Origin of the sequence: Methyloceanibacter sp. (assembly GCF_035650995.1) — a bacterium.
Taxonomy (GTDB): Bacteria; Pseudomonadota; Alphaproteobacteria; order Rhizobiales; family Methyloligellaceae; genus Methyloceanibacter.
Genome location: NZ_DASRGO010000042.1, coordinates 18,065 through 43,213, shown reverse-complemented (window position 1 = coordinate 43,213; position 25,149 = coordinate 18,065). Strand labels below are relative to the sequence as shown.

Here is a 25,149-nt window from a genome sequence, read left to right as displayed (position 1 = left end):
GAATATGCGACCAAGGCGGGAGATACCGGTTCGCCTGAGGTCCAAGTCGCGATCCTGACCGAGCGGATCACCAATCTGACCGATCACTTCAAGACGCATACCAAGGATAACCATTCGCGGCGCGGGCTGCTCAAGCTGGTGAGCCAGCGGCGCCGCCTGCTCGACTACGTCAAGTCGACCGACGAAGACCGGTATCAGAAGCTTATCAACCGGCTGGGCATTCGCCGGTGACCGCGTCCGTCATGGCGAGCCATCGAACAGTTCGGCTTGCGGATTGCTGACTTGAAGCTGCGCGGCCGCCACCGGGCGGGCGATGCGGCACTTCCATACCCACTCATTGGGACACACACATGTTCATCAAACAGACCGTAGAAATCGAATGGGGGGGACGTCCCCTCAGGCTGGAGACCGGGCGCATCGCCCGTCAGGCGGACGGCGCGGTGCTTGCCACCTACGGCGAGACTTCGGTTCTCGCCACCGTCGTCGCCGCCAAGGAGGAGAAGCCGGGCATCGACTTCTTCCCGCTTACCGTCAACTACCAGGAAAAGACCTTCGCCGCCGGCAAGATTCCCGGCGGCTATTTCAAGCGTGAGGGGCGTCCGACCGAGAAGGAGACTCTCACCTCGCGACTGATCGACCGGCCGATCCGTCCGCTGTTCGCCTCCGGCTTCAGGAACGAGACGCAGATCGTCGCCACCGTGCTCTCCCACGACATGGAGAACGATCCCGACATCGTGGCCATGATCGCGACCTCGGCCGCGCTTACGCTGTCCGGCATTCCCTTCCTCGGACCGGTCGGCGCCGCCCGCGTCGGCTATATCGAGGGCCAATATGTTCTCAACCCAAGGATCGACGAGATGAGCGTGAGCTCGCTCGACCTCGTCGTCGCCGGCACCGCCGACGCCGTCTTGATGGTCGAGTCGGAAGCCAAGGAGCTTCCCGAGGAGGTCATGCTCGGGGCCGTGATGTTCGGCCAGAGCAACTTCAAGCCTGTTCTCGACGCCATCATCAAGCTCGCCGAGCGCGCCGCCAAGGAGCCGTGGGAGCTTAAGGAGAAAGACGACGCCGAGATCCTCGCTCAAGTCCGCTCCGCCGTCGAGGCCGAGTTGCGCGAAGCCTATGCCATCGCCGGCAAGCACGAGCGTCGCGACCGCGTGGCTGAGATCAAGGAGAAGGCGATCGCCGCCGTCGTTCCCGACGACGACGATGGAACCGGCGCCGCGAAGGTCGCTTCGGCGTTCAAGGAGGTCGAGAAGGACGTCGTCCGCACCAGCATTCTCGAAACTTCGCGTCGCATCGACGGTCGCGACTTGGAGACCGTCCGGCCGATCGTGTGCGAGGTCGGCATCCTGCCGCGCACGCACGGCAGCGCGCTGTTCACCCGCGGCGAGACCCAGGCCCTCGCCGTCGCCACGCTCGGCACCGGCGAGGACGAGCAATATGTCGACGCCCTCCAGGGCACCTATAAAGAGACCTTTCTGCTGCACTACAACTTCCCGCCCTACTCGGTCGGCGAAGTGGGGCGCATGGGTTCGCCTGGGCGGCGCGAGATCGGCCACGGCAAGCTCGCCTGGCGGGCCATCCACCCGGTTCTCCCGGATCGAGACAGCTTCCCCTATACCATCCGCGTGGTATCGGAGATCACCGAATCGAACGGCTCGTCCTCGATGGCCACGGTGTGCGGCTCCTCGCTCGCGATGATGGACGCCGGCATTCCGCTCAAGCGACCGGTTGCCGGCATCGCCATGGGCCTGATCAAGGAAGCCGAGCGGTTCGCCGTGCTGTCGGACATTCTCGGCGACGAGGACCATCTCGGCGACATGGACTTCAAGGTCGCCGGCACGAGCGAGGGCGTGACCTCGTTGCAGATGGACATCAAGATCACCGGCATCACCGAGGAGATCATGAAGGTCGCCTTGCATCAGGCGCGCAACGGCCGCATGCATATCCTGGCCGAGATGGGCAAGGCCCTGCGCGAGGCGCGGCCCGAGCTCGGCGAATACGCGCCGCGCATCGAGACCATTCACATCCCGGTCGACAAGATCAGAGAGGTGATCGGCTCGGGCGGCTCGGTGATCCGCGAGATCGTGGCCGAATCGGGCGCCAAGATCGACATTTCCGACGACGGCACGGTGAAGATCGCCTCAGCCAACGCCGAATCGATCCGCACCGCGATCAACCGCATCAAGTCGATCGCATCCGAGCCCGAGGTGGGCGAGATCTACAAGGGCAAGGTCGTCAAGGTGATGGAGTTCGGCGCGTTCGTGAACTTCTTTGGCCCGAAGGACGGCCTGGTCCACATCTCCCAGCTTGCCGAGGGACGGCCCAAGGCCGTCACCGACGTGGTCAAGGAAGGCGACGTGGTGTGGGTCAAGCTGCTCGGCTTCGACGATCGCGGCAAGGTCAAGCTGTCGATGAAGGTGGTCGACCAGAAGACCGGCAAGGAGCTGGAGAAGGCCGAGGCCGCCGCGAGCTAAGGCCGGCTCGACCTCAGGTGTATCGTGGCCGGGGTTCGCCCCGGCCATTTTGTTTTCTTGGGAACGTTCCCCGTCCATCAATCTGATGGAACGGGGTTCGCGACAGGGGTTCGCGAAGGTTACCTGCACCTTGAAAAACCCACGGCCCGCACTAACTTTTTCGTCGGTTACCTGACTGGTTGCCAAAGGGCAAACCGTAGTTGTCGCTTCGATCGGAGGATGGCTATGGCAAGGCAATTCTCAGTGGCCATCCTCAAGAAGCGATAATCGGCAGCGCTCTTCGGTAACGGCGGTGAATACCGCTCGGTGGCCGTGACCCGGGAGCGGGTCCCCCATATTCCGCCTGAACACCCGACGGGTAGGCGACCAGCGGTATTGCCGCTGCGACCAGCGGGGATCTTTTTGCATTCCGCCTTGATCCGGAGCACCCGAGGCGCGGACGCGCCGAGGGGATCGTCTCGCAAATCGACTGAGGAGGTATGCCATGGTTGACTTCAGATCGTTGGTTCCCTGGCGCGACAGGTCGCAAGCGGCCACCACCAGGGAGGACTTCTTCGATCCGTTCGTGAGCTTCCGACGCGAAATCGACCGGATGTTCGACTCGTTCTTCGACGGATTTGGACGGCCTGCCGCTGTCTCTTGGGGCGGAGCAACACCGGCGCTCGACGTGGCCGAAAACGACAAGGAGTTCATCGTCACAGCCGAGGTGCCGGGCGTCAGCGAGAAGGACGTAGACGTCACGCTCGCCGGCGATGTGCTCACCATCAAGGGGGAGAAGAAGGCCGAGGAGACGCAGCAGAACGGCGATTTCTCTTACATGGAGCGCCGCTATGGCGCGTTCTCGCGGTCGATACGGCTTCCGTTCGAGGTCAAGGACGAGAAGATCGACGCGACCTATGACAAGGGCGTCCTTACGGTGCGCATCCCGAAGCCGGCCGAGGCACAAAGGTCGGTCCGGCGCATCGAGGTCAAGCCGGCGTAGAGCGATGGCGCGGCCCGTTGTGCGCGGCCGACGTGCCGTCGCCAGGCCTCCGCCACGCGCGCCGCAACGGACCGCTAGACCGAACGGCAGACAAGGGACGTTCGCCGCGTGACCGACACATTGCTGATCAAGAGCATTGTGGTCATCGCCGCGTCCTTCGCCGCCGTTGGCGTGTTCGTACGCCTCAGACTCCCGCCGATCCTCGGCTATTTGTTTGCGGGCATCGCCATCGGCCCTCTCGGCTTGCAGATTCTCGGCGTCAGTCCGGAAACGACTTTCCTTGCCGAGCTTGGCGTCATCTTCCTGATGTTCATGGCGGGCCTCGAAATGTCGCTTCCGGCTCTGCTCGAGGCTCGCCGCGACGTGTTGGGAGCGGGCAGTTTGCAGGTCGGCCTGACGACGCTCGCGGTGATGGCCGCGGCCTTGCTGGCCGGCTATGGCTTGACACAAGCCTTCGTGCTCGGTGGGACGGTTGCGATGTCCTCAACCGCCCTGACGGTGAGACAAATCACATCGCAGGGCCAACTCAGCAGCAGATATGGACGCCTCAGCCTTGGCATCCTGCTCTTTCAGGATATCGCGACGCTGCCGTTCCTCGTCGCGATCGCCTCCTGGGCACAAGGTACAGCGCCACAGCCGTGGGAGGCCGCCAAGCAATTCTTGACGGCCTTTATCGCGCTCGGCGGCATCATCTTTGTCTGCCGGCCGATCTTCAGGGCAATGCTCTCGGCCATCGCCAGGCTGAAATCGCCCGAGCTGTTCCTCCTCGCCGTATTGTTGCTGGCCTTGGGCACGGCCTTTGCCGTGAACTTGGCGGGACTCGCACCGCCGATCGGTGCCTTCCTGGCCGGGATGGTGGTGGGGGAAAGCGACTTCCGCCACCAGATCGAGGACGATATTCGGCCCTTCCGCGATGTGCTCGTCGGCTTGTTCTTCATTACCGTCGGCATGGAGATCGATCCCGCCGTCATCATCACCGCGCCGCTTGCCGTCCTGGCATGGCTGACCGCCTTCATCCCCGTCAAGGCCTCACTTGTCGCTCTCACCGGGCTGATCATGCGCTGGCCGCGGCCGGACCTCGGCCGGATCTCAATTGTTCTTGCGCATGGCGGCGAGATCGGTCTGCTGCTGCTCACTCAGGCCGTCCATGCCGGGATCATTCCGGCAAATGTCGGGGAGCCGGCTCTTTTCGCGCTTGCCGTCTCAATGGGCGCCGCGCCAATTCTCATCGAGCACAATGGCGCCTTCGCACGGCTCTTGGCCGGCCAGTCGCAACGCATCTCCGCCTCGGACGAGGAAACGACGGCACGAGACGCGACCCGAAACCTGAAGAATCACGTTCTGATTTGTGGCTGCGGCCGAGTCGGACGGCTCGTCGCGCTCGTCCTGGAGGCAGCCAAAGTGCCGTATGTCGCGATCGAACACGACGTTGAGCGCTTTATCGCGGCAAAGCGCGCAGGCCACAATGTCGTCTTCGGCGATGCGACACGCAAAGGACTGCTCGAGGCGGCCGGCATGGCGCGCGCGCGGGTCATTCTAATCACCTTTGATCACGATCTGGCTTTGAAGCGGCTCCTTCATCATGCGCGGCAGGAAAACCCGAAGGCAGCGACGATCGTGAGCGCGGCCGATGACCGCAACCTGCCCATGCTTGCCGAATCCGGCGCCAGCACCGTCTATCCGGAAAGTTTCGCGGTGGGCCTCGGCTTGGCCGACCAGGTGCTGCTTCTCAGCGGATTAAGCCGCGATAAAGCCGCGCAGGCGATCACGGCCGTGCGGTCGCAACTCAACCCCGAGCTCGGCGGTCGCGTCGGCATCTGAGCGGCTTCGCTGCGTCAGCGGGTGGCGGCCGAGGTGCCCTTCTTCTCGCACCGCCAGCCGATGACGGCGTAGTTGGTGTTCGCCTTCTGCCACTCGATGACCTTGTCGCCAGCCGACTTCAAGCAAGTCACGATGTCGCTTGCGGTCGCTTCAGGCACGGCCTTCTCGGTGCAGCCCGTCATGTTGGGCATAAGACAGATCATAAGGACGAGCTCGGCCATGGCCGTATTCCTCCGGTAAGCAACTCAACCTACTGCGCCGCTTCGCGCGGTGTCGCATTCTCCACCGCCGCCTCCAGTTCTTCGGCCTGCTCGATGGTCTTGAGCGCGGCTAGATTGGGCATGGCGATGGTCGAATAGCCACAATCGACGAAGTGAACCTCGCCGGTCACGGCGCCGGAGAGGTCTGAAAGAAGATAGAGCGCGGCGCCCCCGACCTCATCGAGGCTCGGCGAGCGGCGCATCGGCGCGTGCTTCTGTTGGAAATGGAACAGCGTGCGCGCATCGGAGATGCCGGCGCCGGCGAGCGTGCGCATCGGCCCGGCTGACAAGGCATTCACTCTGATCCCCTGCGGGCCGAAATCGGAGGCGAGGTACCGAACCGAGGTCTCGAGCGCGGCCTTGGCCACGCCCATCACGTTGTAGCAGGGCACCACCCGCGTCGACCCGCCATAGGTCAGCGTGAGCAGAGAGCCGCCGTTCGGCATGAGCTCGGAGGCAAGCTTCGCCACCTCAGTGAAGGAGAAGCACGAGATCACCATGGTGTGCTCGAAATTCTTGCGCGTCGTGTCGCAGTAGCGGCCCTTGAGCTCGTTGCGGTCGGAGAACGCGAGCGCGTGTACGACGAAATCGAGCGAGCCCCACTTCTTGCGGATCACCTCGAACACGCGCTCAACGCTTCTCAGGTCCTCGACGTCGGCCTCTTCGATGATCTTGGCGCCAATCGACTGGGCCAGCGGCACCGCGCGCCGCCCGAAGGCCCCGCCTTGGTAGGAGAAGGCAAGCTCGGCGCCCTGGCCGTGCAGCACCCGGGCGATGCCCCAGGCGATCGAGCGGTCGTTGGCGACGCCCATCACCAACCCTCTCTTCCCGGCCATCAACGGTCCGGGCTCTGCGATATCTCTTGTTGTTGCCATGTTTTCTTACTCTTGCTCGGTTGATCGGCTTTGGTCCGGTCGTCGGCTCACCCATCCACACGCTTGAACACGAGTGTGGCGTTGGTGCCGCCAAAACCGAAGCTGTTCGACATCACTGCGTTAATGGCGACATTGTCCATGCGCTTGCGCGCGATCGGCATGTCGGCGACGGCCGGGTCGATGGTCTCGATATTGGCGGATTCGCAAATGAAGCCGTTGTTCATCATGAGAAGCGAAAAGATCGCCTCGTGCACGCCGGCGGCGCCGAGCGAATGGCCGGTCAGCGATTTCGTGGCGCTGATCGGCGGGCAATTGTCGCCGAACACCTCGCGGATCGCCTCGATCTCCCTAACGTCGCCGATCGGGGTCGAGGTGGCGTGCGGGTTGATGTAGTCGATGCGGTCGATGCCGTTCATTGCCATGCGCATGCAGCGCGCCGCGCCCTCGCCCGAGGGCTGCACCATGTCGTAGCCGTCGGAGGTGGCGCCGTAACCGACAAGCTCGCCGTAGAGGCGGGCGCCTCTCGCCTTGGCATGCTCGAGTTCCTCGAGCACGACAACGCCAGCGCCGCCGGCAATCACGAAGCCGTCGCGGTTGGCATCATAGGCGCGGCTTGCGACCTCGGGCCTGTCGTTGAAGTCGGACGACATGGCGTTCATGGCGTCGAACAGGACCGAGAGCGTCCAGTCGAGCTCCTCGCCCCCGCCGGCGAAGACGATATCCTGCTTGCCGAGCTGGATCAGCTCGGCGCCGTTGCCGATGCAATGCGCGGACGTCGAGCAGGCGGAGGAGATGGAGTAGCTCACGCCCTTGATGTGATAGGGCGTGGCAAGTGTCGCGGAGTTGGTCGAACACATCGCCTTCGGCACCTCGAAAGGTCCGACCTTCTTCGGCCCTTTCTCGCGCGTGGTGTCGGCGGCCTGGACGATGGCGCGGGTCGAGGGGCCGCCCGAGCCCATGATCAGCCCGGTGCGCTCGTTGGAAATGTCCTTCTCTTCGAGGCCCGCGTCGCGGATCGCCTGCTCCATGGCGAGGTAATTCCAGGCGGCGCCGGCGCCCATGAAGCGCCTAACCTTGCGGTCGATCATCCCCTCCCAGTCGAGCTTCGGCGCGCCGTGCACCTGGCAGCGGAAGCCGAGCTCGGCATAGGTGTCGGATTTGACGATGCCGGACTTCGCTTCGCGCAAGGAGGCGAGCACCTCCTGCACGCTATTGCCGATCGAGGAGACGATCCCCATGCCGGTCACGACCACACGTCTCATAAGGTCAAGATCCTTGGAAACCAGAGCCGTCTGGCAAATCAGACACCGGCTGGCGCGGCTTCGCCCGCCTGGAAGAGGCCGACCCTCAAGTCTTTGGCCGTATAGATGGTCGCCCCGTCGGCCTTCAACCAGCCGTCGCCGGTGCCGAGGGTGAATTTACGCCTGATCACGCGCTTCAACTCGACGATATATTCGAGCTTCTTAACGGTGGGCAACACCATGCCCGTGAATTTGACCTCGCCGACGCTGAGCGCCCGGCCCCTGCCCGGCGCTCCGAGCCACCCCAGGAAGAACCCCAGAAGCTGCCAGAGCGCATCGAGCCCGAGGCAGCCCGGCATGACTGGATCGCCCTTGAAGTGGCAGGAGAAGAACCAGAGATCGGGCTTCACGTCGAGTTCGGCCACGATGCGGCCATGCCCGTGCTCGCCCCCCTGCTCCTCGACTTGGGAGATGCGGTCGAACATCAGCATCGGCGGCAAAGGCAATTGGGCATTGCCCGGACCGAACAGCTCGCCCCGTCCGCAGGCGAGGAGATCCTCATAGTCGAATTGCCCCCGCCGCTCTTGCATTGGCTTCTGCACGCAGCCGGCCTCTCTCCAGAGTGAAACTGGGGCGTTTCCTAACACAGACGGGGGCCCACCAAAAGCCCGCGTAGGCCCTTTCCGGGCGCCGGGTTCCGCCCAAGGTTCGGCTGCAATTCGGCTGCCGCCAAGCCGTTAAGATCAGACCGCGGTTTGATCTAGATCAAGCCCGCCAGCGTTGCGGCACGACGCGCTTCAGCCTATATTTCGGTGAAATTTGCTCGTTCAAATCAGGCCTCGACGGCAGGGATTTAGATTTTGCGCGCCGGAACGATAGGTGACATCGCCAAACTGTTGCGGGGGGCGGGCTTAAGGCCGACTCGCCAGCGGGTTGCGCTCGCCTCGCTCCTGTTCGGCGGCTGCGACCGCCATGTTACGGCGGAATCGCTGCATGAGGAGGCCATCAGCCGCAAAGTGCCGGTGTCGCTCGCCACGGTTTACAACACGCTCCATCAGTTCACCGAGGCGGGCCTCCTGCGCGAGGTCGCGGTCGAGGGCGCCAAGGCCTATTTCGATACCAACACCTCGAACCACTACCACTTCTTCTGCGAACAGTCGGGCGAGCTGTTGGACATCGACACCCGTTCGATCAGAATCGAGGGCCTGCCGAAGGCTCCCGAAGGCATGGCGATCTCGCGTGTTGACGTGCTGGTGCGCCTGGTCAACAAGAGCTAGGCCGCGTCATCCCCCATGATCTCGTGATGGCCGGGCTTGTCCCGGCCGCCACGTTCCGGCCACTCGGAAAATCGTGGATGACCGGCACCATGCGGGCCCGACAAAGGCTCGGGGTTGCGGTATTCGAGACCTATTTGATCTCTTCGCCCTTATAGACGCCCCAGAGCTGGTCCTGCCGGACGTAGCCCGTGTAGTCCTGGACCGAAAGCTCGCACCACTCGCCGTCGCAGCTCATCACATTGCCGAGCACGTTCGGCTGGAGCGCCGCCACGGCGCGCGAGCTGGTCGACTTCGAGGAATAGAGCGGAACCGTGGACTTGTCCTTCGACCAAGGGGTGACGAGCACGGTGCGCCGCGCACTGAGCAGGCTGTGGAAGACCCAGCCGTCGGCGCCTTCGCTGTCACGCACGCGCCGCCAATTGTCGGATTCGGCGATCACCTCCACCGGAAGCCCGGCGCGGGAGAACACCCACACGATCGCCTGGTCGGTGGCGGGCCCCTTGCGCACGTTCACCTTATCGGACTTGAGGCTCACGAAGCGCGGCAATGGCTGGCTGCTTTTGGTGCCCTCGAGCGCGGCATGCTTGCTCGAATCCTCGGCCGCAACCCCGCCTGCGGCAAACAGACCGAGCACGAGAATAAGCCCTGTTCCGAATAGGTTGAGATGCCGCACGGCCCCACTCCGCGTCGCAAATAAAGCCGATAACGCCCCGAATCGGCTTTCTTTTGCATGAACCAGAAAAGTGAACGGATCGTGGCCCCTAGCCAAGAACAGGCTTTATCTCGTGAAGCCGGTTCTGTTAGAGAAGGCGGCGGCCTTGGCAACAAGCGCCCCATCCCTTGCGGGGAGTCCCCTCCCCCGCCCCCATCCAGGCTGGACCGTTTATGGCTGATCGACCGATCGTTATCGTCACACGCAAGCTTCCCGACGTGGTTGAAACGCGGCTGCGCGAGCTGTTCGATGCGCGCCTCAACCTCGACGACAAACCGTTCTCGCGCGAGGAGTTGATCGAGGCGGTAAAGACCGCGAACGTGCTGGTGCCGACCGTGACCGACCGCATCGACCGGGCGGTGCTGAGCCAGGCGGGCCCCGACCTCAAGCTGATCGCCCAATTCGGCACCGGGGTCGACAATATCGACCTCGAAACGGCGCGGAACCGCTCGATCATCGTCACCAACACGCCGGGCGTGCTCACCGAGGACACCGCCGACATGACCATGGCGCTGATCATCGCCGTGCCGCGGCGGCTCACCGAGGGCGCCATGACCCTCAAGAGCGCCGAGGGCGAGTGGCAGGGCTGGTCTCCCACCTGGATGCTCGGCCACCGCATCTACGGCAAGCGGCTCGGCATCGTCGGCATGGGGCGCGTTGGCCAAGCGGTGGCAAGGCGCGCCAAGGCCTTCGGCCTACAGATCCACTACCATAACCGGCGGCGCGTGGCGCCCGAGATCGAGAAGGCGCTCGAGGCGACCTATTGGGACAGCCTCGATCAGATGCTTGCGCGCATGGACATCATCTCGATCAACTGCCCGCATACGCCGGCGACATATCACCTGCTGTCGGCGCGGCGGCTTGGGCTCATGAAGCCCTCCGCCTATATCGTCAACACCGCGCGCGGCGAGGTGATCGATGAGAACGCGCTCGCCCGCATGATCGAAAACGGCGAGCTTGCCGGCGCCGGTCTCGACGTATTCGAGCACGAGCCGGCGGTGAACCCGAAGCTGCTCAAGAGCGACAAGGTGGTCGTTCTCCCGCATATGGGCTCGGCAACGCTCGAGGGCCGCATCGACATGGGCGAGAAGGTCATCATCAATATCAAGACCTTCCTCGATGGACATGCGCCCCCAGACCGCGTCCATCCGGCCATGTTCTGACCCCGGGGGCCGGTTTCCGGCCTTGTCCGGGTGCTGACTCAAGCGCCAATTCGGGTATAACAGGCGCGCGGGAGAGGGTTCTCGGAGCGGCGACCAGGTATGCAGAGGTTGTTGGCGGCTTTGCTCCTGCTTGCTTGGTCCAGTTCAGCCTTCCCGGCGAGCCATGGCAATTTCGATCAGCCCGACAGGCCGGACGGGGGGCATGCGCTCAATTCGGCTCCGCTTGCCACCGGCGAGGAGACTGGGACTCCCGCGATTTCCGTAGCTCACTGCGGCGAGGGCAAGGCGGGATTCGACATGGTCGCGTCCTGCGCTGGCGCGGTCTGGGGCTTCGCTTTCGGTTCCGCCGAGCGGGCGATCGCGACATTTGCCGGCGTCATTGCGCTCTCGACCGTGCTGCTTTGGATCAACGCGCGGCGAACCGCCAAGGCGGCACGGGTCGCCGCCGAACAGATCCCCGCGGCCGAGCGCGCCTATCTCTTCGTCACCCCGACCAACATCCTGCTCGACGACACCCGCACCGAGACGACCGTTCATCTGCGCGTGGACAATGCGGGACGCACGCCCGGCGTGCTCACCCTGGTCTATGGGCAGTTCTCCAAGAAGCCGCCAAAAGGCGACACGCCCGTCTACGAAGGGGGCGGGTCGAAGGAGTTCGAGCTCGTCATCAACAGCAGCAACGGGATGAACCCGCACGATCCGGCCGCCAATGTGATCCTGCCGGTGACGTTCAAGATCGATTACGCCGACCCGATCCATTTCTGGGGCTATGTCGAGTATCTCGACATTCTCAAGAAGCAGCACACGTCGCGCTTCTGTACGCTGATCTACCCTGTGCAAGGGAAGTGGGAGATCGCCGGCGGCCGTACCTGGAACGACTGGACGTAAGGGATACGACCGTCCCCGTTCCACCCGTCTGGCGTTAACCTCTCGGCGGGAGCGCAGGCGAGCGCACATGCTCGGGCTTGAAGCCCATGCCGATGAGCCTCGCCGGAATGCGGCGGAGCGCCGGCAGCCAATTGAACAGCTTCACCGCGAGCGGCGCCGCGGGTCGGCTCGTCAGAGCGAGCACGTTCGAAATCACGCGGTCCTGGATGAAGAGCTGAAGCCGTTGCGTGGCGCGGGTCGGCCATTCGCGCCGCTCTTGCACCTTACGCAGGCTGGCCTCGCTCACTCGTCCCTCGCGCAGCGGCCGCCACAGGATGTTCGCCGCAGCGACCGCATCCTGAATGGCGAGATTGATGCCGACGCCGCCGATCGGCGACATGGCGTGGGCGGCATCGCCGATGCAGATGAGCCCCTTGCGGTACCAGCGCGCCAAGCGATCGACCGTCACGGTCAGGAGCTTCACGTCGTCCCATGAGGCGATCTCGGCAACCCTGTCGGCGAGTCGCGGATTGAGCGCCACCACGGCCTTGCGGAAGGCGTCGAGCCCCTGGCGCCTGAGCTCGGCGAAGCCGCCCTTGGGAATGACATAGGCGCACTGCCAATAGTCGCCGCGGTCGAGCATCACGAACACGACGCCAGCCTGAATGCGGCCGAGCGTCTGGCCCTCGTCGTCGGGGCGCTTCGGCAGGCGGAACCACAGCACATCCATCGGCGCACCGAGGTCCTCGACCTTGAGGCCCGCCTTCTCGCGCACGACCGAATGCCGTCCGTCGGCGCCGATGACGAGATCGGATCTCACTTCGAGAGGTCCCTCAGGCTGCTTGGCCGAGAGCCCGACGATCGTCTCGCCGTCCTCGAGAATGCCGTCGACCTCGGCGCGCATCTTGAGCTTGAAGGAGGGGTAGCGCCGCGCCTGCTCGGCGAGAAAATCGAGAAAGTCCCATTGCGGCATCAGGGCGATGAAGCGGCAGTGGGTGGGAAGATGCGAGAAATCGGCGAGCGCGATGCGGTCGTCGCCGACGATGCCGGCGAGCTCGCGCACTTCGGAGTGCGGCCGCCTGAGAAAAGCCCCGAGCAGGCCAAGCTCGTACATGATCTCGAGCGTCGAGGGATGGATGGTGTCGCCGCGGAAGTCGCGCAGGAAATCGGCGTGCTTTTCCAGCACGAGCACGTCGATGCCGGCGCGGGCGAGCAGGAGCCCGCACATCATCCCGGCAGGGCCGCCGCCCGCGATTACGCACGATGTCGTGATGGTCTCGGTGGTCAGCTGGTTCATTTGGGAATGCAGAAGACAAGCGCAGGCCCAGCCCCGGCCTGGCGGCGGGTGTCGAAATCAACCGACTGCTCGCTCGTATGTGCAACGGCCCCGGTGCCCTTCACGACATAAGCATTCAACACCCGCTCGTTGTCCGAGCAGGTCAGCGTGCAGTGCTTGGGACACGGGTCGCTTATCGTTCTGATCCCCGCGTTGCCCGGCGGACCCGGCTCGCCTTTCTCGCCTTGCGGTCCTTGCGGTCCTTGGGGGCCAGCAGGACCGGGGGGTCCCGCCTGCGCCTCGGGCTGGCTCCCGGAACAGCCGCAGAGAAGAGCCGCTAATGCGGCGGCAGCAATGAATGCATGTGGTTTCATAGGTGTCCCATCGGGTTTCGGGGCGCCCTCGCCGCGAAGTCAGGCTATGCCACGCCGCCCGCGCTCACTGTGTTTGTGGCCGCGGTGGCACTCCAATAACGCGTCATGCCCGCCCCCGTGCCGGGCGTCAACCGCCGGCCCTCAGCCGGTCACCTCGACCGCGGCCTCGCGGAGATGCGAGAGGTCGTGAAACCGCGGCTCGCGCCCATTGAGCGGGTTCTCGGGGTCCCAGGCATAGGCGACGGTCGAGAAGCGGGCCTCGAGCGCGTCGTAGAGCAGGAGCTTGCCCACCAATCCCTCGCCGATGCCGAGCACTTCCTTCACCACCTCCACGGCTTGCAAGCAGCCAATCACGCCCGCGACCGCGCCGAGAATCCCGGTCTCCGAGCACGGCGGAACGGTGCCCTCGGGCGGAGGCTCGGGGAACAGGCAGCGATAGGAGGGCCGCGGGTTGCCGCCACCATCAGTCTCGAAGGCGCGGAAGGTGGTGAGGTGGCCGTCGAACGGCCCAACCGCAGCGAACACGAGCGGCCGCTTGGCGAAATAGCAGGCGTCGTTGACCAGATAGCGCGTGGCAAAATTGTCGGAGCCATCGACCACAATGTCGTAGTCGCGGATGATGCCGAGCGCGTTCTCCGGCATGAGTCTCGTGGTATAGAGGCGCGTCTCGACGTGCGGGTTGACGCGCTCGATCGCCTCGGCCGCGCTCCTCGTCTTGTATTTGCCGACGCTTTTCGTCTCGTGCGCAATCTGGCGCTGGAGATTGTCGAGGCTGACACGATCGTCGTCGATGATGCCGATGACCCCGACGCCCGCCGCGGCGAGATAGAGCATAAGCGGGGAGCCGAGGCCGCCGGCGCCGACGATCAGCACGCGCGAAGCTCTCAGCTTCTGCTGACCTTCGCCGCCGATCTCCTTCAGCACGAGCTGGCGCTTGTAGCGCAGGACCTCGTCAGGGGTAAGGGTCATTGACGTAATCTATGCCATCCCTTCGCATTGGGGGAGAGACGGCGGCCGGGAACGCAGCCACCTCGAAGACGTTGAGCCTGCTTTCAGGTCCGAACAAGGAGGCGAAATAATGAAGACAATCCTCTCAACCTTGTGTGTCCTGCTTCTCGGAACCGCTGCCGTTTGCGCCGCCGACAGCCCCGGCGCTTCTGGCAACTCACCCGGCCATCAGATGCAAAATGAGGGAGGCCCCAGCGGCCCGTCCTCAACACCTGGTCACCAGATGCAAAACAGCCCTAACAGCACGGGTCCTGGCGCGTCCGAATACGCGCCCGGCAAACAATCGGAGAGCGGAAGCTCTCCTGGCGCCTCGGGCTACGCCCCGGGTCACAACAAAGGCGCCGTGGAATAATGAAGGCTAGGGGATGGGAGCCCGCGCTTGTGGCCTGGCTCTCATCCGACTTTTTCAATCGATCGCTAGTTTCCCGTTGAGCCGAAGCCGCCCGGCCCGCGCTCGGTCGCGCCGAGCGCGTCGCTTGCCACGATCTCCACATGCGTCACCGGGGAGACCACAAGCTGGGCGATGCGGTCGCCGCGCTCGATCAAGAAGGTCTCGGCGCCGAGATTGATGAGAAGCACCTTGACCTCGCCGCGATAGTCGGCGTCGATCGTGCCGGGGCTGTTCAGGACGGTGACGCCGTGCTTCAGCGCAAGGCCCGAGCGCGGACGCACTTGCGCCTCGTAGCCTTGCGGCAGTTCGATGACGAGGCCGGTCGGCACCAGCGCGCGGTCGCTCGGCTCGAGCTCGATCGGGGCGTCCTCTGGCAGCGCGGCGATGAGATCGAGGCCCGCGGCATGCTCTGATTGATAAGAGGGAAGCGGCAGGCCCTCGCCGTGCGGCAGGCGCTGCACGCGGACCGTGACGCTCATTCCGCAGCTGGGCGAAGGGCCTGAAGCGCCTCCGCCGCGCGGGCAAGCAGCCGCTCCGCCATCTCGTCCTTGCTCATCGGCGGCCAGTCCTCGACGCCGCGCTCGGTCACGAGATGCACTTGCGTGCGATCCCCGCCCATGGCGCCGGTCCCGGGCCACACGTCGTTGGCGACGATCCAGTCGGCGCCCTTCCTCTTGAGCTTGGACTTGGCGTTCTCGATCAGGCTCTCGGTCTCGGCGGCGAAGCCGATGACAAGCCGCGGACGCGCGGGACCCGCCCGCGAGATCGTGGCGAGAATGTCGGGATTGAGGGTGAGCTTGAGCGTGGTCTCGCTGCCCTCGGGCGGCTTTTTGAGCTTCTGCGGGGCTTCGTCGGAGGCGCGCCAATCGGCGACAGCGGCGGCGCAAATGGCAAGGTCGGCGGGAAGCGCCGAAAGGACCGCCGCCAGCATCTCATGCGCGGTATCGACCTTGATCACGCGCACGCCATCGGGATCGGGAAGGGCGACCGGCCCGCTCACGAGCGTCACGTTAGCGCCGAGCGCCTTCGCGGCGCGGGCGAGCGCATGGCCCTGCTTGCCGGACGACCGGTTGGCGATATAGCGCACGGGATCGATCGGCTCCTGCGTCGGGCCGGAGGTGATGAGCACGTGACGGCCCGAAAGTGACGCGCCGGTCTGCGGTGCGCCTTGAGCCTTGAGCGGCCGAACGGTCGCCGAAGGCGTATCGCGTCCGCCGAGGAGTCCGGTGATCGCCTGGAGGATCGCCGCGGGCTCGGCCATGCGGCCGAGGCCAAACTCGCCGCAGGCCATCTCGCCCTCTTCGGGCCCGACGAAATGGACGCCGTCGGCGCGGAGCGTGGCGAGGTTCCGCTGCGTCGCGGGGTGTTCCCACATGCGGACGTTCATTGCGGGGGCGAGCAGAACGCGCTTGTCGGTCGCGAGCAGGACGGCGGTGGCGAGATCGGAGGCAAGCCCATGCGCCATCTTGGCGAGGAGGTCGGCTGTCGCCGGCGCGACGACGATCAGGTCGGCCTCGCGCGAGAGGCGGATGTGCCCAATCTCGGCCTCGTCCTGCAGGTCGAACAGATCGGTGAAGGCGCGCTCCTCGGTGAGCACGGAGAAAGAAAGCGGCGTCACGAACTCGGCGCCGCCCTTCGTCAGGATCGCGCGCACCGAAGCGCCGCGCTCCTTCAAGCGGCGGGTGAGCTCGAGGCTCTTATAGGCGGCGATCCCGCCGCCGACGATCAAGAGGATGCGCTTTCCTTGCACGCCATTACCACTCCGCAATCATGCCCGGCTTTATGCCGGGCATCCACGTCTTGGACTAGATGAAAACCGTGGATGGCCGGCACCAGCCCGGCCATGACTATCATTTGGGGTTAACAACCAATACTCAAAAGAGTAGCGCGAGCGCGATGGCGACAAGCGCGATGGCAACGACCCAGATACCGAGGCGGTTCGCCCGGTTCTGGCGCGCTTGCGCCTCGGCCAGCCGCTCGACCGTCTGATCGTCGAGACGGAGTCCCTCGTCCATGAGGGCGGCAAACGCGCCGGCGGTACGTTCGGCCTGGCCGAGAAGCTTGGGCAGCTCGCCCATGAAGCGCCCGACGCTCGCCGCTCCTTCGGCGGCCGCCTCGAGCCGCGCGCCGGCGCCGAGCTCCTTCTCCATCCACTCGCGCACCACGGGCTCGGCTACGACCCAAATGTTGAGGTCGGGGTCGAGGCTCCGCCCCACGCCCTCGACCACCACCATGGTCTTTTGCAGGAGGAGAAGCTCGGGGCGCGTCTGCATGTCGAACACCTCGGTATATTGGAACAGCTGGCCGAGGAGCTGCGCCATCGAGATTTCGCTTGCGGGCCGGTCGAGGATCGGCTCGCCGATCGCGCGCAGGGCTTGCGCGAATTGCGCGATCGAGTGCTTGCGCGGCACGTAGCCCGCCTCGAAATGCACCTCGGCCACGCGGGTGTAGTTGCGGTTCAAGAAGCCATAGAGGATCTCGGCGAGGAAGCGCCGCTCTTTCGCTCCCAGCCGTCCCATGATGCCGAAATCGACCGCGGCAATGCGCCCTTCCGCGTCGATGAACAGATTGCCGGGATGCATGTCGGCATGGAAGAAGCCGTCGCGCATGGCGTGCCGCAGGAAGCTCTGCATCAGCCGCGCGCCGATTGCCTTCAGGTCGTAGCCCGCCTTGCGGAGCGCGCCGTGATCGGAGATCGGGATGCCGTCGATCCATTCCAGGGTCAGCACGCGGCGCGCGCTCCGCGTCCAGTCAACCACCGGCACGCGGAAGCCGTCGTCATTCTTGGTGTTCTCGGCCATCTCCGAGATGGCGGCCGCCTCCATGCGCAAATCCATCTCGATGGCGACGGACTTGGCGAGCGTGTCGACCACGGCGACGGGACGGAGCCGGCGCGAGCGCGGGTGGAAACGTTCGAGCGCGCGCGCGGCGAAGAAATAGGAATCGAGATCGCGCTTGAAGCGCTGTTCGATACCAGGCCTAAGCACCTTGACGGCAACGGGCTTCAGGGTGCCGTCGGGCGTTTTGACCTTGGCCTTGTGCACCTGCGCGATCGAGGCCGCTGCGACGGGCGGTCCGAACTCGGCGAACAGCTTGTCCACCGGTGCGCCAAGCGCCTCCTCGACGGCCTTGCGCGCATCTTCTTGCGAGAAGGGCGGCAGGCGGTCCTGGAGCGTGGCGAGGTCGGCGGCGAGCTCGCGACCGATAATGTCGTCGCGCGTGGCGAGGAACTGGCCAAGCTTGATGTAGGACGGCCCGAGCGAGGTGAGCGCGGCCGAGAGCTTCGTCTCGTTGCCGTCACCCGCCCCGTTCTTGCGGAGCGGAGCGGTCACGCGCCCGAACAGGACGAGCGGCGCCGGCAGGTTCGCATCCTCGGGCAGAACGCGCGCACCACTCCAGGCGAGCACGACGCCCGCCTTGGTCAGCCGCACCATGTTGGCGATCGCGTTCACGTCATGGCCTCATCATAACCGCCAGGCGGAGTGGATGGCGGCGATCCCGCCGCTGAGGTTGCGGTAGCGCGCCCGCTCGAAGCCCGCATTCTCGATCAGCCCCATGAAGGTTTTCTGATCGGGAAAGCGGCGGATGCTTTCGACGAGGTAGCGATAGGAGGCGGAATCGCCCGCGACAAGGGCACCGAGCGCCGGGATCGCATTGAACGAATAGGCGTCATAGAGCGTGTCGAGCAGAGGCACCTCAACGGTCGAAAATTCGAGGCAGAGGAACCTTCCGCCCGGCTTCAGCACGCGGAAGGCTTCGGCCAGCGCGGTGTCGATATGGGTGACGTTGCGGATGCCGAAGGCGATTGTATAGGCATCAAAGCTCCGATCGCAAAACGGCAAGCATTCGGCATTGCCTTGGACGAATGTCAGCCGGTCGCCGAAGCGCGCGCCCCGCGCCCGCCCCACCTCCATCATCTCGGCGCTGATATCGCAGATCACGGCACGGGTCCCCGCACCTGCCACTTCGAGCGCCTTCAGCGCGATATCGCCGGTGCCCCCCGCAACATCGAGGAGGGCATAGGGAACGGTGCTCTTGGGCGGAGCAAGCAGACTCACGAAATCGCTTTTCCACAGCCGGTGGAGGCCGCCCGACATCACGTCGTTCATCAGGTCGTAGTTGCGCGCGACCCGGGAAAAGACCGCGTTTACCAGGCCTTGCTTGGCGCTCTCGTCGACGGCGGCAAAGCCGAAGCTCGCCTTCCGCTCCTTTGGGCCTTTGGTCTCGAAGTCTTGGGACATTGCGCGGGGACAATAGCGCAAGGGCCGGGATCAGGCTATTGTTGCAGCGCAACGGAGCGCCTTTTGCGCTGCGATAAAGGACCGACCATGCCTGAGCTTCCGGAGGTCGAGACAGTGCGCAGGGGACTTGAGCCGATCCTCATCGGCAACGCCTTCGCGCGCGTCGAGCAGAGGCGGAAGGATCTGCGCTTCCCGCTGCCGAAGCGCTTCTCCGAGCGGCTCGAGGGCCGGAAGATCGAGGCGCTCGACCGGCGTGCCAAATATCTGTTGGTGCGGCTCGACGACGGCGAGGTGCTCGTCATGCACCTCGGCATGACCGGGAGTTTCAGCATCGACCATGCCAATGGGGTTTCGACCTCGCCCGCCCGGGAAGGCCGGCAGGCGCGGGCGACCGCGCGGGAGGATGGCGCCAAGCACGAGCACATCGTGTTTCATATGCGCGACGGTACGGCGATCCGTTACTCGGATGCGCGCCGCTTCGGGCTCATGGACCTCGTGCAGGCGGAAAAGCTTTCGAGCCACGCGCTGTTCAAAGGCCTCGGTATCGAGCCGCTGTCGTCATCCTTCACGCCGGAATGGCTCGCCGCGAAGCTCAAGGGCAAGAAGACCTCGATCAAGGCGGCTCTCGTCGATCAGAGGCTTATCGCCGGGCTCGGCAACATCTACGCCTGCGAGGCGCTGTTCCGCGCCGGAATTTCGCCGAAGCGGCTCGCCGGCGCGCTCGCCACGAAATCCGGCAAGCCGACCGCGCGGACCGAGGCGCTTGTCGAGAGCGTCAAGGCGGTGCTGAAGGACGCAATCAAGGCCGGCGGCTCATCGCTCCGCGACTATAGGCGCGCGGACGGCTCGCTCGGCGAGTTCCAGCATACGTTCAACGTCTACGGACGCGAGGGAAAACCTTGCGCCAAAAAAGGCTGCGGAGGAACCGTACGCCGCATCGTCCAGGGAGGACGTTCGACTTTCTTTTGTCCAACCTGTCAAACCTAGGGGACTGAAACGATCATGTTCTTGAATGTCTTCACCATCGCCGAACCGGAGCCTGTGGCCCCCAAACGCGACGGCGCCTACGAGACGATCATCGCCTCGACCAAAGGCAAGGTTGGCGTGATCACTCTCAACCGGCCCGAAGCCATGAACGCCCTCAACGCCGAGTTGATCGGCGAGGTCAACCGCGCGCTCGACCGCTTCGAGGCGGATCCCGGCATCGGCTGCATCGTCATCACCGGCAACGAGAAGGCGTTCGCCGCCGGCGTCGACATCAAGGAGATGCACAAAAAGACCTTCGTCGAGGCCTATGGCAGCGACTTCCTCGCGCCGTTCGACCGCATCTCGAACTGCCGCAAGCCGATCATCGCTGCGGTCGCAGGCTATGCGCTCGGCGGCGGCTGCGAGCTTGCCATGGCTTGCGACATCATCCTCGCCGCCGACACCGCCGTGTTCGGCCAGCCCGAGATCACGCTCGGCATCATGCCGGGAAATGGCGGCACGCAGCGGCTGACCCGTGCCGTCGGCAAGGCCAAGGCGATGGAGCTCTGCCTTACGGGGCGGCGCATGAGCGCCGAGGAGGCCGAGCGCTCGAATCTCGTGAGTCGCGTGGTGCCGGCGGCAGAGCTGATGGACGAGGCGATGAAGGCCGCCGACAAGATCGCCAACCTCTCGCAGCACGCGGTGATGATGATCAAGGAAGCGATCAATCGCGGCTTCGCCACGACGCTTGCGGAAGGCGCCCGCTTCGAGCGCGGCCAGTTCTATTCGCTGTTCGCCACCGAGGACCAGAAGGAAGGCATGGCCGCCTTCATCGAGAAGCGGAAACCGGAGTTCAGGAACCGCTAGGGAGCTCAGACCTTGTAAAAGTCGCGGTACCAGGCGACGAAGCGCTTGACCCCCTCCTCGAGCGGCGTGCTCGGGCTGAAGCCGGTCGCCTGTCTCAGCGCCTCGACGTCGGCGTAGGTCTCCTCCACATCGCCGGGCTGCGCCGGAAGCATGTCGAGCCTGGCTTTGCGCCCCGTCGCCTTCTCGATCATGGCGATGAAGTCGGGCAGCGCCACCGGAGAGTGATTGCCGATGTTGTAGATGCGGTAGGGCGCCGAGGAAGTCGCTGGATCAGGCGCCTCGGGACGCCAGTCCGGATCGGGCGTGGCGACGTGATCGAGTGCGCGCACGACGCCTTCGACCGCATCGTCGATATAGGTGAAGTCGCGGGCGTGACGGCCGTGATTGAACACCGGGATCGGCTCGTCTGCGAGGATCTTGCGGGTGAAGATGAAGAGCGACATGTCGGGACGGCCCCACGGGCCGTAGACGGTGAAGAAGCGCAGGCCGGTGACCGGGACCTTGAAGAGATGGGCATAGGCGTGCGCCATCAGTTCGTTCGCTTTCTTGGTGGCGCCGTAGAGGCTCAACGGGTGATCGACGTTGTCGTCGACCTTGAAGGGGAGCGCGCGGTTTCCGCCATAGACCGAGCTCGACGAGGCGAACACAAGGTGCTCGATGCCGTGATGGCGGCAGCCCTCGAGGATGTGCAGGAAGCCCGCGACGTTGGAGCCGATATAGGCGTGCGGATGGTCTAGCGAGTAACGCACGCCGGCTTGCGCCGCGAGGTGCACGACGCGCCTCGGCTTCTCCTCGGCGAAGGTCGCCTCCACCGCCGTCCGGTCGGCGAGATCGGCCCTGACGAACCGGAAGGAGCCGTGGCGCTCGAGATTGCGCAGGCGCGCCTCCTTGAGCGACACATCGTAATAGGAATTGAGATTGTCGAAGCCGACCACCTCGTGCCCGAGCGCAATCAGGCGCATCGCCGTGTGATAGCCGATGAAGCCGGCGGCGCCGGTAACCAGAATGCGCATGAGCTTGTTGTCTTGACCTCGGTCCCGGCGACTGCCCCGCATGGGCGCGCAAGGAGAGCCATCGCCGCGCGTTCCTGTCAATTGCCGAGCAGGCGTCTCTTTCGCGCGGTTGACGCTTTAGGGCGCGCTCGCTATAGAGGCCGCTAATCATCCGCTCAATTCAGCGCTTTTTCGGCCGCTTTTGATGGCTGAACGCGCCTCAAGGGACAAAGTCCATGGCGAATACCAAATCGGCGAAGAAAGCCGTCCGTCAAACCGTCCGCCGCACCGCCGTCAACAAGGCGCGGAGAAGCCGGATGCGGAGCTCGGTGCGCAAGGTCGAGGAGGCGATCGCCTCCGGCGACAAGGCGGCGGCGCAAGCCGCGCTCAAAGAGGCCGAGCCGATCATGGTGCGCACAGCGCAGAAGGGCGTGACCCACCGCAAGACCGCCTCGCGCAAAGTCTCGCGGCTCGCCAAGCGCATCGGCGCCATGGGCACCCCCTGACGAGTTAGTTCCCACAGGGACGAAAAAAGCCGCTCCTGTTGCACTGAAGCAACAAGGCTCCCGCGCCTCTGCGCGCGCCCCAAGATGTCAATTCAACGAAGATTTCAACTGCTTGCCCTTGGGGTGCCGGCAACGGCCCCCGCGCCCGTCCAATTTTGGGCTGCCCCCGCAAAAAAAATCGTGCAACAGTTTGTCATTGGGAAGAGGCCTGCAGCATGGCCATGCGTGAGCCTCGCGGTCATGAATCCGTCTTATTGCACAGTGGCTTGGAAAAGCCCGCTGAGTCCTCCGATTACGCCCGTTTTGACGCCTTTTCGGTGACGCCCGCTCGCTTGATCAGGGCATGGCGCATGTGTATAGTCCAACCATCCGAACGGGGCATACCCCTCCTTTACAATCGAGTATCTTGTGCCTGGCACGTGCCGGGAACAGGTTTTCTTTGTCTCTGGCGTAATGAGCGGGGGACACTATGTGGAATGTTGATGCGTAACCTGTGGGTTGTCGTGTCGCAATACGTCGATGCCTCCAACCTATAGTGGTCCGCATCCGATTTGTACTTACAACTAGCGCGAGATTTAGAGGAGGAAGGTTTCAATTGGGCGCAGGTGGCGGCGATAAGCCGGTTGACGAGGTGGATATCGGCACGACGTGGGAAGGCCTCGTGTCCAAGCCGCGCTCGCAGCTCGTCGACGTGCGCACGCGCGCCGAATGGACCTATGTCGGCATCCCGGATCTCGGGCCACTGGGCAAGCGTGCCGTTCTCGTCGAATGGCAGACCTTTCCCGACCAAGCCGTCGATCCGCGCTTTACCGAGCGCCTGGTCGGCGAGCTCAAGGCACTCGGCGTCCAGCCGGATGACGATCTCTATTTCATTTGCCGTTCGGGGAGCCGGAGCCTGGCTGCGGCCAAGGCGATGGCGTCGGTAGGGTTTCGCAATTGTCACAACGTCGCGTGCGGGTTCGAAGGCCCGCTCGACGACGACAGGCATCGGGGAACTGTTGCAGGTTGGAAGGCGGCGGGTCTGCCTTGGCAACAAAGCTGAGGCAGCTCGCTGTAAGGACGGTCATGGCTGTCCGCGTCGATCTTGTTGACTGCTCAAGTGTGAGGCGTGCGGTGCGTAACGGCGCGAACGATACGAATGGGAAAGAGCAAGAACCGTGGCACAAGAGCAGTGCGCCCCAAGCGAAGCTTGGGCAAAAATCAAGAGCAGGCTCCGCGCAGAACTGGGGGAAGATGTCTTCGCCAGCTGGTTCCGGGGGGTGGAGCTTGACCAGGTGGACGATCAGGTCGTCCACCTTACCGTGGCGACGCGCTTTCTTCGCAATTGGCTTAGAACGCATTACTACGACTCTGTCCTGAGATTGGCGCGGGCCGAATGGCCGGCGGCCGAGCGGATCGAGTTCAGGGTCAGGCAGCCTCATTTCGGCAATGACGGCGCGAGCGACGCGCTGCGGCAGAAGCGTGTCGCTTCCCCTGCCCCCGTCCCGGCGCCGGCAGCCGATCACGCGCCGCTGCCCATGCCGCTCCGCACCGGCTACGGCGGATTCGAGGGCTCCCCGCTCGACCCGAGGCTCACCTTCGCGAGCTTCGTGGTCGGCACCTCGAACCGGCTCGCTCATGCCGCGGCGCTCGAAGTGGCGAGCGCCTTCTCGACCCCGCAGGCCTTGTTCAACCCCCTGTTCGTCCACGGCAATGTCGGGCTGGGCAAGACCCACCTCCTGCACGCCATCTCCTGGGAGGTGAAGCAGAGGAAGCCAGAGGCCGAGGTGCTCTACCTCACCGCCGAGCGCTTCATGAGTGGCTTCGTGCAGGCCTTGCGCGCGCGCGATGCGCTCGCCTTCAAGGAGAAGCTCAGGAAAATCGACATCCTCCTGATCGACGACATGGAGTTCCTGCAGGGACCGACCATCCAGCAGGAGTTCTGTCATACGCTCAACTCGCTGATCGACGGCGGCCGGCAAGTCGTGGTCGCGGCCGACCGCGCGCCGACCCATCTCGACAAGCTCGACACGCGCATGCGCTCGCGGCTCGGCGGCGGCCTCGTCGCCGAGATCGGGGCCATGGAGTACGAGCTGCGCCACAAGATCCTGGCGAAACGCGCGCAGGAAGCCTGCGCCGAGACGCGCGGGCTCAACGTGTCGGACACCGTGCTCTCCTTCCTCGCCGAACGGCTCACCGAAAGCGGGCGCGAGCTTGAAGGCGCGGTGCACCGCCTGCGCGCGAGCTACCAGCTCACCGACGAGCCGGTGACGATCGAAAACGCCGAGCAGATCGTGCGCGACCTGATGCGCGGCGCGGAACCCCGGCGCGTGCGCATCGACGACATCCTGCGCACGGTGTCGAAGCATTACGGGGTGAACCGCGGCGACCTCCTGTCGGGGCGGCGCAACCGTTCGATCGTGCGCCCGCGCCAGATCGGCATGTATCTCGCGAAGCTCTTGACCTCGCGCTCGCTGCCCGAGATCGGGCGGCGATTCGGCAACCGCGACCACACCACCGTGCTGCACGCGATCCGCAAGATCGAGCAGCTGATGAACGACGACAACCAGCTCCGCGAGGAGATCGAGCTTCTGAAGCGCTTGCTGCGCGACTAGAGGGAAGGCGCGGCGGGGGCTCGGGTGCAGGCCCGAGGCGTCCCCCGCCCGCGCTTGCGGATCGCCGCCCGGGATCGGCAATCGGCGGCCCTTTTTCCTGCCCCAAGCCCCCTCCCATGCCCCTTGAATTATGGCCCTTATCGCGGCAAGGTCTTGCAAGGGAGTCTTAGCCTCTTCGCTCGGATCGGCGGCCTTTACCGGAGCTTTGGCCAAGGCTTCGGCGAAAGGCCCCTCGCACCCGGGAGAAATCAACAAGAAT

General features: G+C 64.6%; 24 protein-coding genes. 12 read left to right on the top strand and 12 right to left on the bottom strand.

Annotated features, from left to right (window positions below; genetic code table 11):
* From rpsO to VFB18_RS03700, 4 genes are all read left to right on the top strand, one after another.
* On the top strand, window positions 1–231 hold a 231-nt coding region (gene rpsO / locus VFB18_RS03715; RefSeq protein ID WP_324971145.1), incomplete at its 5' end, for a 30S ribosomal protein S15.
* A 119-nt stretch (window positions 232–350) separates the two neighbouring features.
* A complete protein-coding gene (pnp, locus tag VFB18_RS03710; RefSeq protein ID WP_324971143.1) occupies window positions 351–2,477 on the top strand; it encodes a polyribonucleotide nucleotidyltransferase in 2,127 nt (708 codons plus the stop codon).
* 484 nt (window positions 2,478–2,961) lie between these two features.
* Window positions 2,962–3,459: an Hsp20/alpha crystallin family protein gene (locus VFB18_RS03705; protein WP_324971141.1), complete on the top strand. Its 498-nt coding sequence runs from the start codon at window positions 2,962–2,964 to the stop codon at window positions 3,457–3,459.
* 108 nt (window positions 3,460–3,567) lie between these two features.
* Window positions 3,568–5,280, top strand: coding sequence for a cation:proton antiporter (locus VFB18_RS03700; protein WP_324971139.1), 1,713 nt, complete (start codon window positions 3,568–3,570; stop codon window positions 5,278–5,280).
* A gap of 14 nt (window positions 5,281–5,294) precedes the next feature.
* Here VFB18_RS03700 and VFB18_RS03695 read toward each other — a convergent pair whose 3' ends face one another.
* The 4 genes from VFB18_RS03695 to fabA are packed head-to-tail and all read right to left on the bottom strand — an operon-like array spanning window position 5,295 to window position 8,246.
* Window positions 5,295–5,501: a hypothetical protein gene (locus VFB18_RS03695; RefSeq protein WP_324971137.1), complete on the bottom strand. Its 207-nt coding sequence runs from the start codon at window positions 5,499–5,501 to the stop codon at window positions 5,295–5,297.
* Window positions 5,502–5,530: 29 nt separating this feature from the next.
* Window positions 5,531–6,415, bottom strand: a complete 885-nt coding sequence (fabI, locus tag VFB18_RS03690) for an enoyl-ACP reductase FabI (protein WP_324971136.1) — start codon at window positions 6,413–6,415, stop codon at window positions 5,531–5,533.
* Between the two features lie 47 nt (window positions 6,416–6,462).
* Complete coding sequence (gene fabB, locus VFB18_RS03685; RefSeq protein WP_324971135.1) at window positions 6,463–7,677, bottom strand: beta-ketoacyl-ACP synthase I; 1,215 nt, start codon at window positions 7,675–7,677, stop codon at window positions 6,463–6,465.
* 38 nt (window positions 7,678–7,715) lie between these two features.
* Window positions 7,716–8,246, bottom strand: a complete 531-nt coding sequence (fabA, locus tag VFB18_RS03680; protein ID WP_324971134.1) for a 3-hydroxyacyl-[acyl-carrier-protein] dehydratase FabA — start codon at window positions 8,244–8,246, stop codon at window positions 7,716–7,718.
* Between the two features lie 270 nt (window positions 8,247–8,516).
* On the opposite strand from fabA, the gene irrA reads away from it, so the two are divergent.
* Window positions 8,517–8,933, top strand: coding sequence for an iron response transcriptional regulator IrrA (gene irrA / locus VFB18_RS03675; protein WP_324971133.1), 417 nt, complete (start codon window positions 8,517–8,519; stop codon window positions 8,931–8,933).
* Between the two features lie 130 nt (window positions 8,934–9,063).
* On the opposite strand, the gene VFB18_RS03670 is transcribed toward irrA, so the two are convergent.
* Window positions 9,064–9,606 carry an SH3 domain-containing protein gene (locus tag VFB18_RS03670; RefSeq protein WP_324971132.1) on the bottom strand — a complete coding sequence of 181 codons (543 nt, stop codon included), beginning with the start codon at window positions 9,604–9,606 and terminating at the stop codon, window positions 9,064–9,066.
* A gap of 212 nt (window positions 9,607–9,818) precedes the next feature.
* On the opposite strand from VFB18_RS03670, the gene VFB18_RS03665 reads away from it, so the two are divergent.
* Both VFB18_RS03665 and VFB18_RS03660 read left to right on the top strand, forming a co-directional pair.
* Entirely contained in the window at window positions 9,819–10,808 is a 990-nt protein-coding gene (locus VFB18_RS03665; protein ID WP_324971130.1) for a D-glycerate dehydrogenase, read from the top strand.
* A gap of 99 nt (window positions 10,809–10,907) precedes the next feature.
* Window positions 10,908–11,696 carry a hypothetical protein gene (locus VFB18_RS03660; RefSeq protein WP_324971128.1) on the top strand — a complete coding sequence of 263 codons (789 nt, stop codon included), beginning with the start codon at window positions 10,908–10,910 and terminating at the stop codon, window positions 11,694–11,696.
* Between the two features lie 34 nt (window positions 11,697–11,730).
* On the opposite strand, the gene VFB18_RS03655 is transcribed toward VFB18_RS03660, so the two are convergent.
* From VFB18_RS03655 to ubiE, 6 genes are all read right to left on the bottom strand, one after another.
* Complete coding sequence (locus VFB18_RS03655) at window positions 11,731–12,972, bottom strand: FAD-dependent oxidoreductase (protein WP_324971126.1); 1,242 nt, start codon at window positions 12,970–12,972, stop codon at window positions 11,731–11,733.
* A gap of 494 nt (window positions 12,973–13,466) precedes the next feature.
* On the bottom strand, window positions 13,467–14,294 hold the full coding sequence (locus VFB18_RS03650; protein ID WP_324971124.1) for a HesA/MoeB/ThiF family protein: 828 nt from the start codon (window positions 14,292–14,294) through the stop codon (window positions 13,467–13,469).
* Window positions 14,295–14,750: 456 nt separating this feature from the next.
* Window positions 14,751–15,203, bottom strand: coding sequence for a dUTP diphosphatase (gene dut, locus VFB18_RS03645; protein ID WP_324971122.1), 453 nt, complete (start codon window positions 15,201–15,203; stop codon window positions 14,751–14,753).
* Window positions 15,200–16,492: a bifunctional phosphopantothenoylcysteine decarboxylase/phosphopantothenate--cysteine ligase CoaBC gene (gene coaBC, locus VFB18_RS03640; RefSeq protein WP_324971120.1), complete on the bottom strand. Its 1,293-nt coding sequence runs from the start codon at window positions 16,490–16,492 to the stop codon at window positions 15,200–15,202. Before coaBC ends, dut begins: the two co-directional genes overlap by 4 nt.
* Window positions 16,493–16,598: 106 nt before the next feature.
* Window positions 16,599–18,176 carry a 2-polyprenylphenol 6-hydroxylase gene (gene ubiB, locus VFB18_RS03635; protein ID WP_324971118.1) on the bottom strand — a complete coding sequence of 526 codons (1,578 nt, stop codon included), beginning with the start codon at window positions 18,174–18,176 and terminating at the stop codon, window positions 16,599–16,601.
* 12 nt (window positions 18,177–18,188) lie between these two features.
* Window positions 18,189–18,965, bottom strand: a complete 777-nt coding sequence (gene ubiE, locus VFB18_RS03630) for a bifunctional demethylmenaquinone methyltransferase/2-methoxy-6-polyprenyl-1,4-benzoquinol methylase UbiE (RefSeq protein ID WP_324971116.1) — start codon at window positions 18,963–18,965, stop codon at window positions 18,189–18,191.
* Window positions 18,966–19,052: 87 nt separating this feature from the next.
* On the opposite strand from ubiE, the gene mutM reads away from it, so the two are divergent.
* Together mutM and VFB18_RS03620 are read left to right on the top strand one after the other, a co-directional pair.
* Window positions 19,053–19,952 carry a bifunctional DNA-formamidopyrimidine glycosylase/DNA-(apurinic or apyrimidinic site) lyase gene (gene mutM / locus VFB18_RS03625; RefSeq protein ID WP_324971114.1) on the top strand — a complete coding sequence of 300 codons (900 nt, stop codon included), beginning with the start codon at window positions 19,053–19,055 and terminating at the stop codon, window positions 19,950–19,952.
* A 15-nt stretch (window positions 19,953–19,967) separates the two neighbouring features.
* On the top strand, window positions 19,968–20,798 hold the full coding sequence (locus tag VFB18_RS03620) for an enoyl-CoA hydratase (protein ID WP_324971112.1): 831 nt from the start codon (window positions 19,968–19,970) through the stop codon (window positions 20,796–20,798).
* A 5-nt stretch (window positions 20,799–20,803) separates the two neighbouring features.
* Here the strand turns inward: VFB18_RS03620 and VFB18_RS03615 are convergent, their stop codons facing one another.
* Complete coding sequence (locus VFB18_RS03615; protein WP_324971110.1) at window positions 20,804–21,811, bottom strand: NAD-dependent epimerase; 1,008 nt, start codon at window positions 21,809–21,811, stop codon at window positions 20,804–20,806.
* A 215-nt stretch (window positions 21,812–22,026) separates the two neighbouring features.
* Between VFB18_RS03615 and rpsT the strand changes: the two genes are divergently transcribed.
* The 3 genes from rpsT to dnaA all read left to right on the top strand — a co-directional run bounded on the left by rpsT (window position 22,027) and on the right by dnaA (window position 24,890).
* A complete protein-coding gene (rpsT, locus tag VFB18_RS03610) occupies window positions 22,027–22,296 on the top strand; it encodes a 30S ribosomal protein S20 (RefSeq protein WP_324971108.1) in 270 nt (89 codons plus the stop codon).
* Window positions 22,297–22,891: 595 nt separating this feature from the next.
* Window positions 22,892–23,338: a rhodanese-like domain-containing protein gene (locus tag VFB18_RS03605; protein WP_324971106.1), complete on the top strand. Its 447-nt coding sequence runs from the start codon at window positions 22,892–22,894 to the stop codon at window positions 23,336–23,338.
* 115 nt (window positions 23,339–23,453) lie between these two features.
* On the top strand, window positions 23,454–24,890 hold the full coding sequence (gene dnaA, locus VFB18_RS03600; protein WP_324971104.1) for a chromosomal replication initiator protein DnaA: 1,437 nt from the start codon (window positions 23,454–23,456) through the stop codon (window positions 24,888–24,890).
* The last annotated feature ends 259 nt before the right edge of the window (window positions 24,891–25,149 follow it).

What these genes read in the sequence shown, in the direction of transcription:
- pnp (WP_324971143.1), top strand. Translation starts at nt 351, where the DNA reads ATGTTCATCAAACAGACCGTAGAAATCGAATGGGGGGGACGTCCCCTC.
- VFB18_RS03705 (WP_324971141.1), top strand. Translation starts at nt 2,962, where the DNA reads ATGGTTGACTTCAGATCGTTGGTTCCCTGGCGCGACAGGTCGCAAGCG.
- VFB18_RS03695 (WP_324971137.1), bottom strand. Translation starts at nt 5,501, where the DNA reads ATGGCCGAGCTCGTCCTTATGATCTGTCTTATGCCCAACATGACGGGC.
- fabI (WP_324971136.1), bottom strand. Translation starts at nt 6,415, where the DNA reads ATGGCAACAACAAGAGATATCGCAGAGCCCGGACCGTTGATGGCCGGG.
- fabB (WP_324971135.1), bottom strand. Translation starts at nt 7,677, where the DNA reads ATGAGACGTGTGGTCGTGACCGGCATGGGGATCGTCTCCTCGATCGGC.
- fabA (WP_324971134.1), bottom strand. Translation starts at nt 8,246, where the DNA reads ATGCAAGAGCGGCGGGGGCAATTCGACTATGAGGATCTCCTCGCCTGC.
- VFB18_RS03665 (WP_324971130.1), top strand. Translation starts at nt 9,819, where the DNA reads ATGGCTGATCGACCGATCGTTATCGTCACACGCAAGCTTCCCGACGTG.
- VFB18_RS03660 (WP_324971128.1), top strand. Translation starts at nt 10,908, where the DNA reads ATGCAGAGGTTGTTGGCGGCTTTGCTCCTGCTTGCTTGGTCCAGTTCA.
- VFB18_RS03655 (WP_324971126.1), bottom strand. Translation starts at nt 12,972, where the DNA reads ATGAACCAGCTGACCACCGAGACCATCACGACATCGTGCGTAATCGCG.
- VFB18_RS03650 (WP_324971124.1), bottom strand. Translation starts at nt 14,294, where the DNA reads ATGACCCTTACCCCTGACGAGGTCCTGCGCTACAAGCGCCAGCTCGTG.
- dut (WP_324971122.1), bottom strand. Translation starts at nt 15,203, where the DNA reads ATGAGCGTCACGGTCCGCGTGCAGCGCCTGCCGCACGGCGAGGGCCTG.
- ubiE (WP_324971116.1), bottom strand. Translation starts at nt 18,965, where the DNA reads ATGTCCCAAGACTTCGAGACCAAAGGCCCAAAGGAGCGGAAGGCGAGC.
- mutM (WP_324971114.1), top strand. Translation starts at nt 19,053, where the DNA reads ATGCCTGAGCTTCCGGAGGTCGAGACAGTGCGCAGGGGACTTGAGCCG.
- VFB18_RS03620 (WP_324971112.1), top strand. Translation starts at nt 19,968, where the DNA reads ATGTTCTTGAATGTCTTCACCATCGCCGAACCGGAGCCTGTGGCCCCC.
- VFB18_RS03615 (WP_324971110.1), bottom strand. Translation starts at nt 21,811, where the DNA reads ATGCGCATTCTGGTTACCGGCGCCGCCGGCTTCATCGGCTATCACACG.
- rpsT (WP_324971108.1), top strand. Translation starts at nt 22,027, where the DNA reads ATGGCGAATACCAAATCGGCGAAGAAAGCCGTCCGTCAAACCGTCCGC.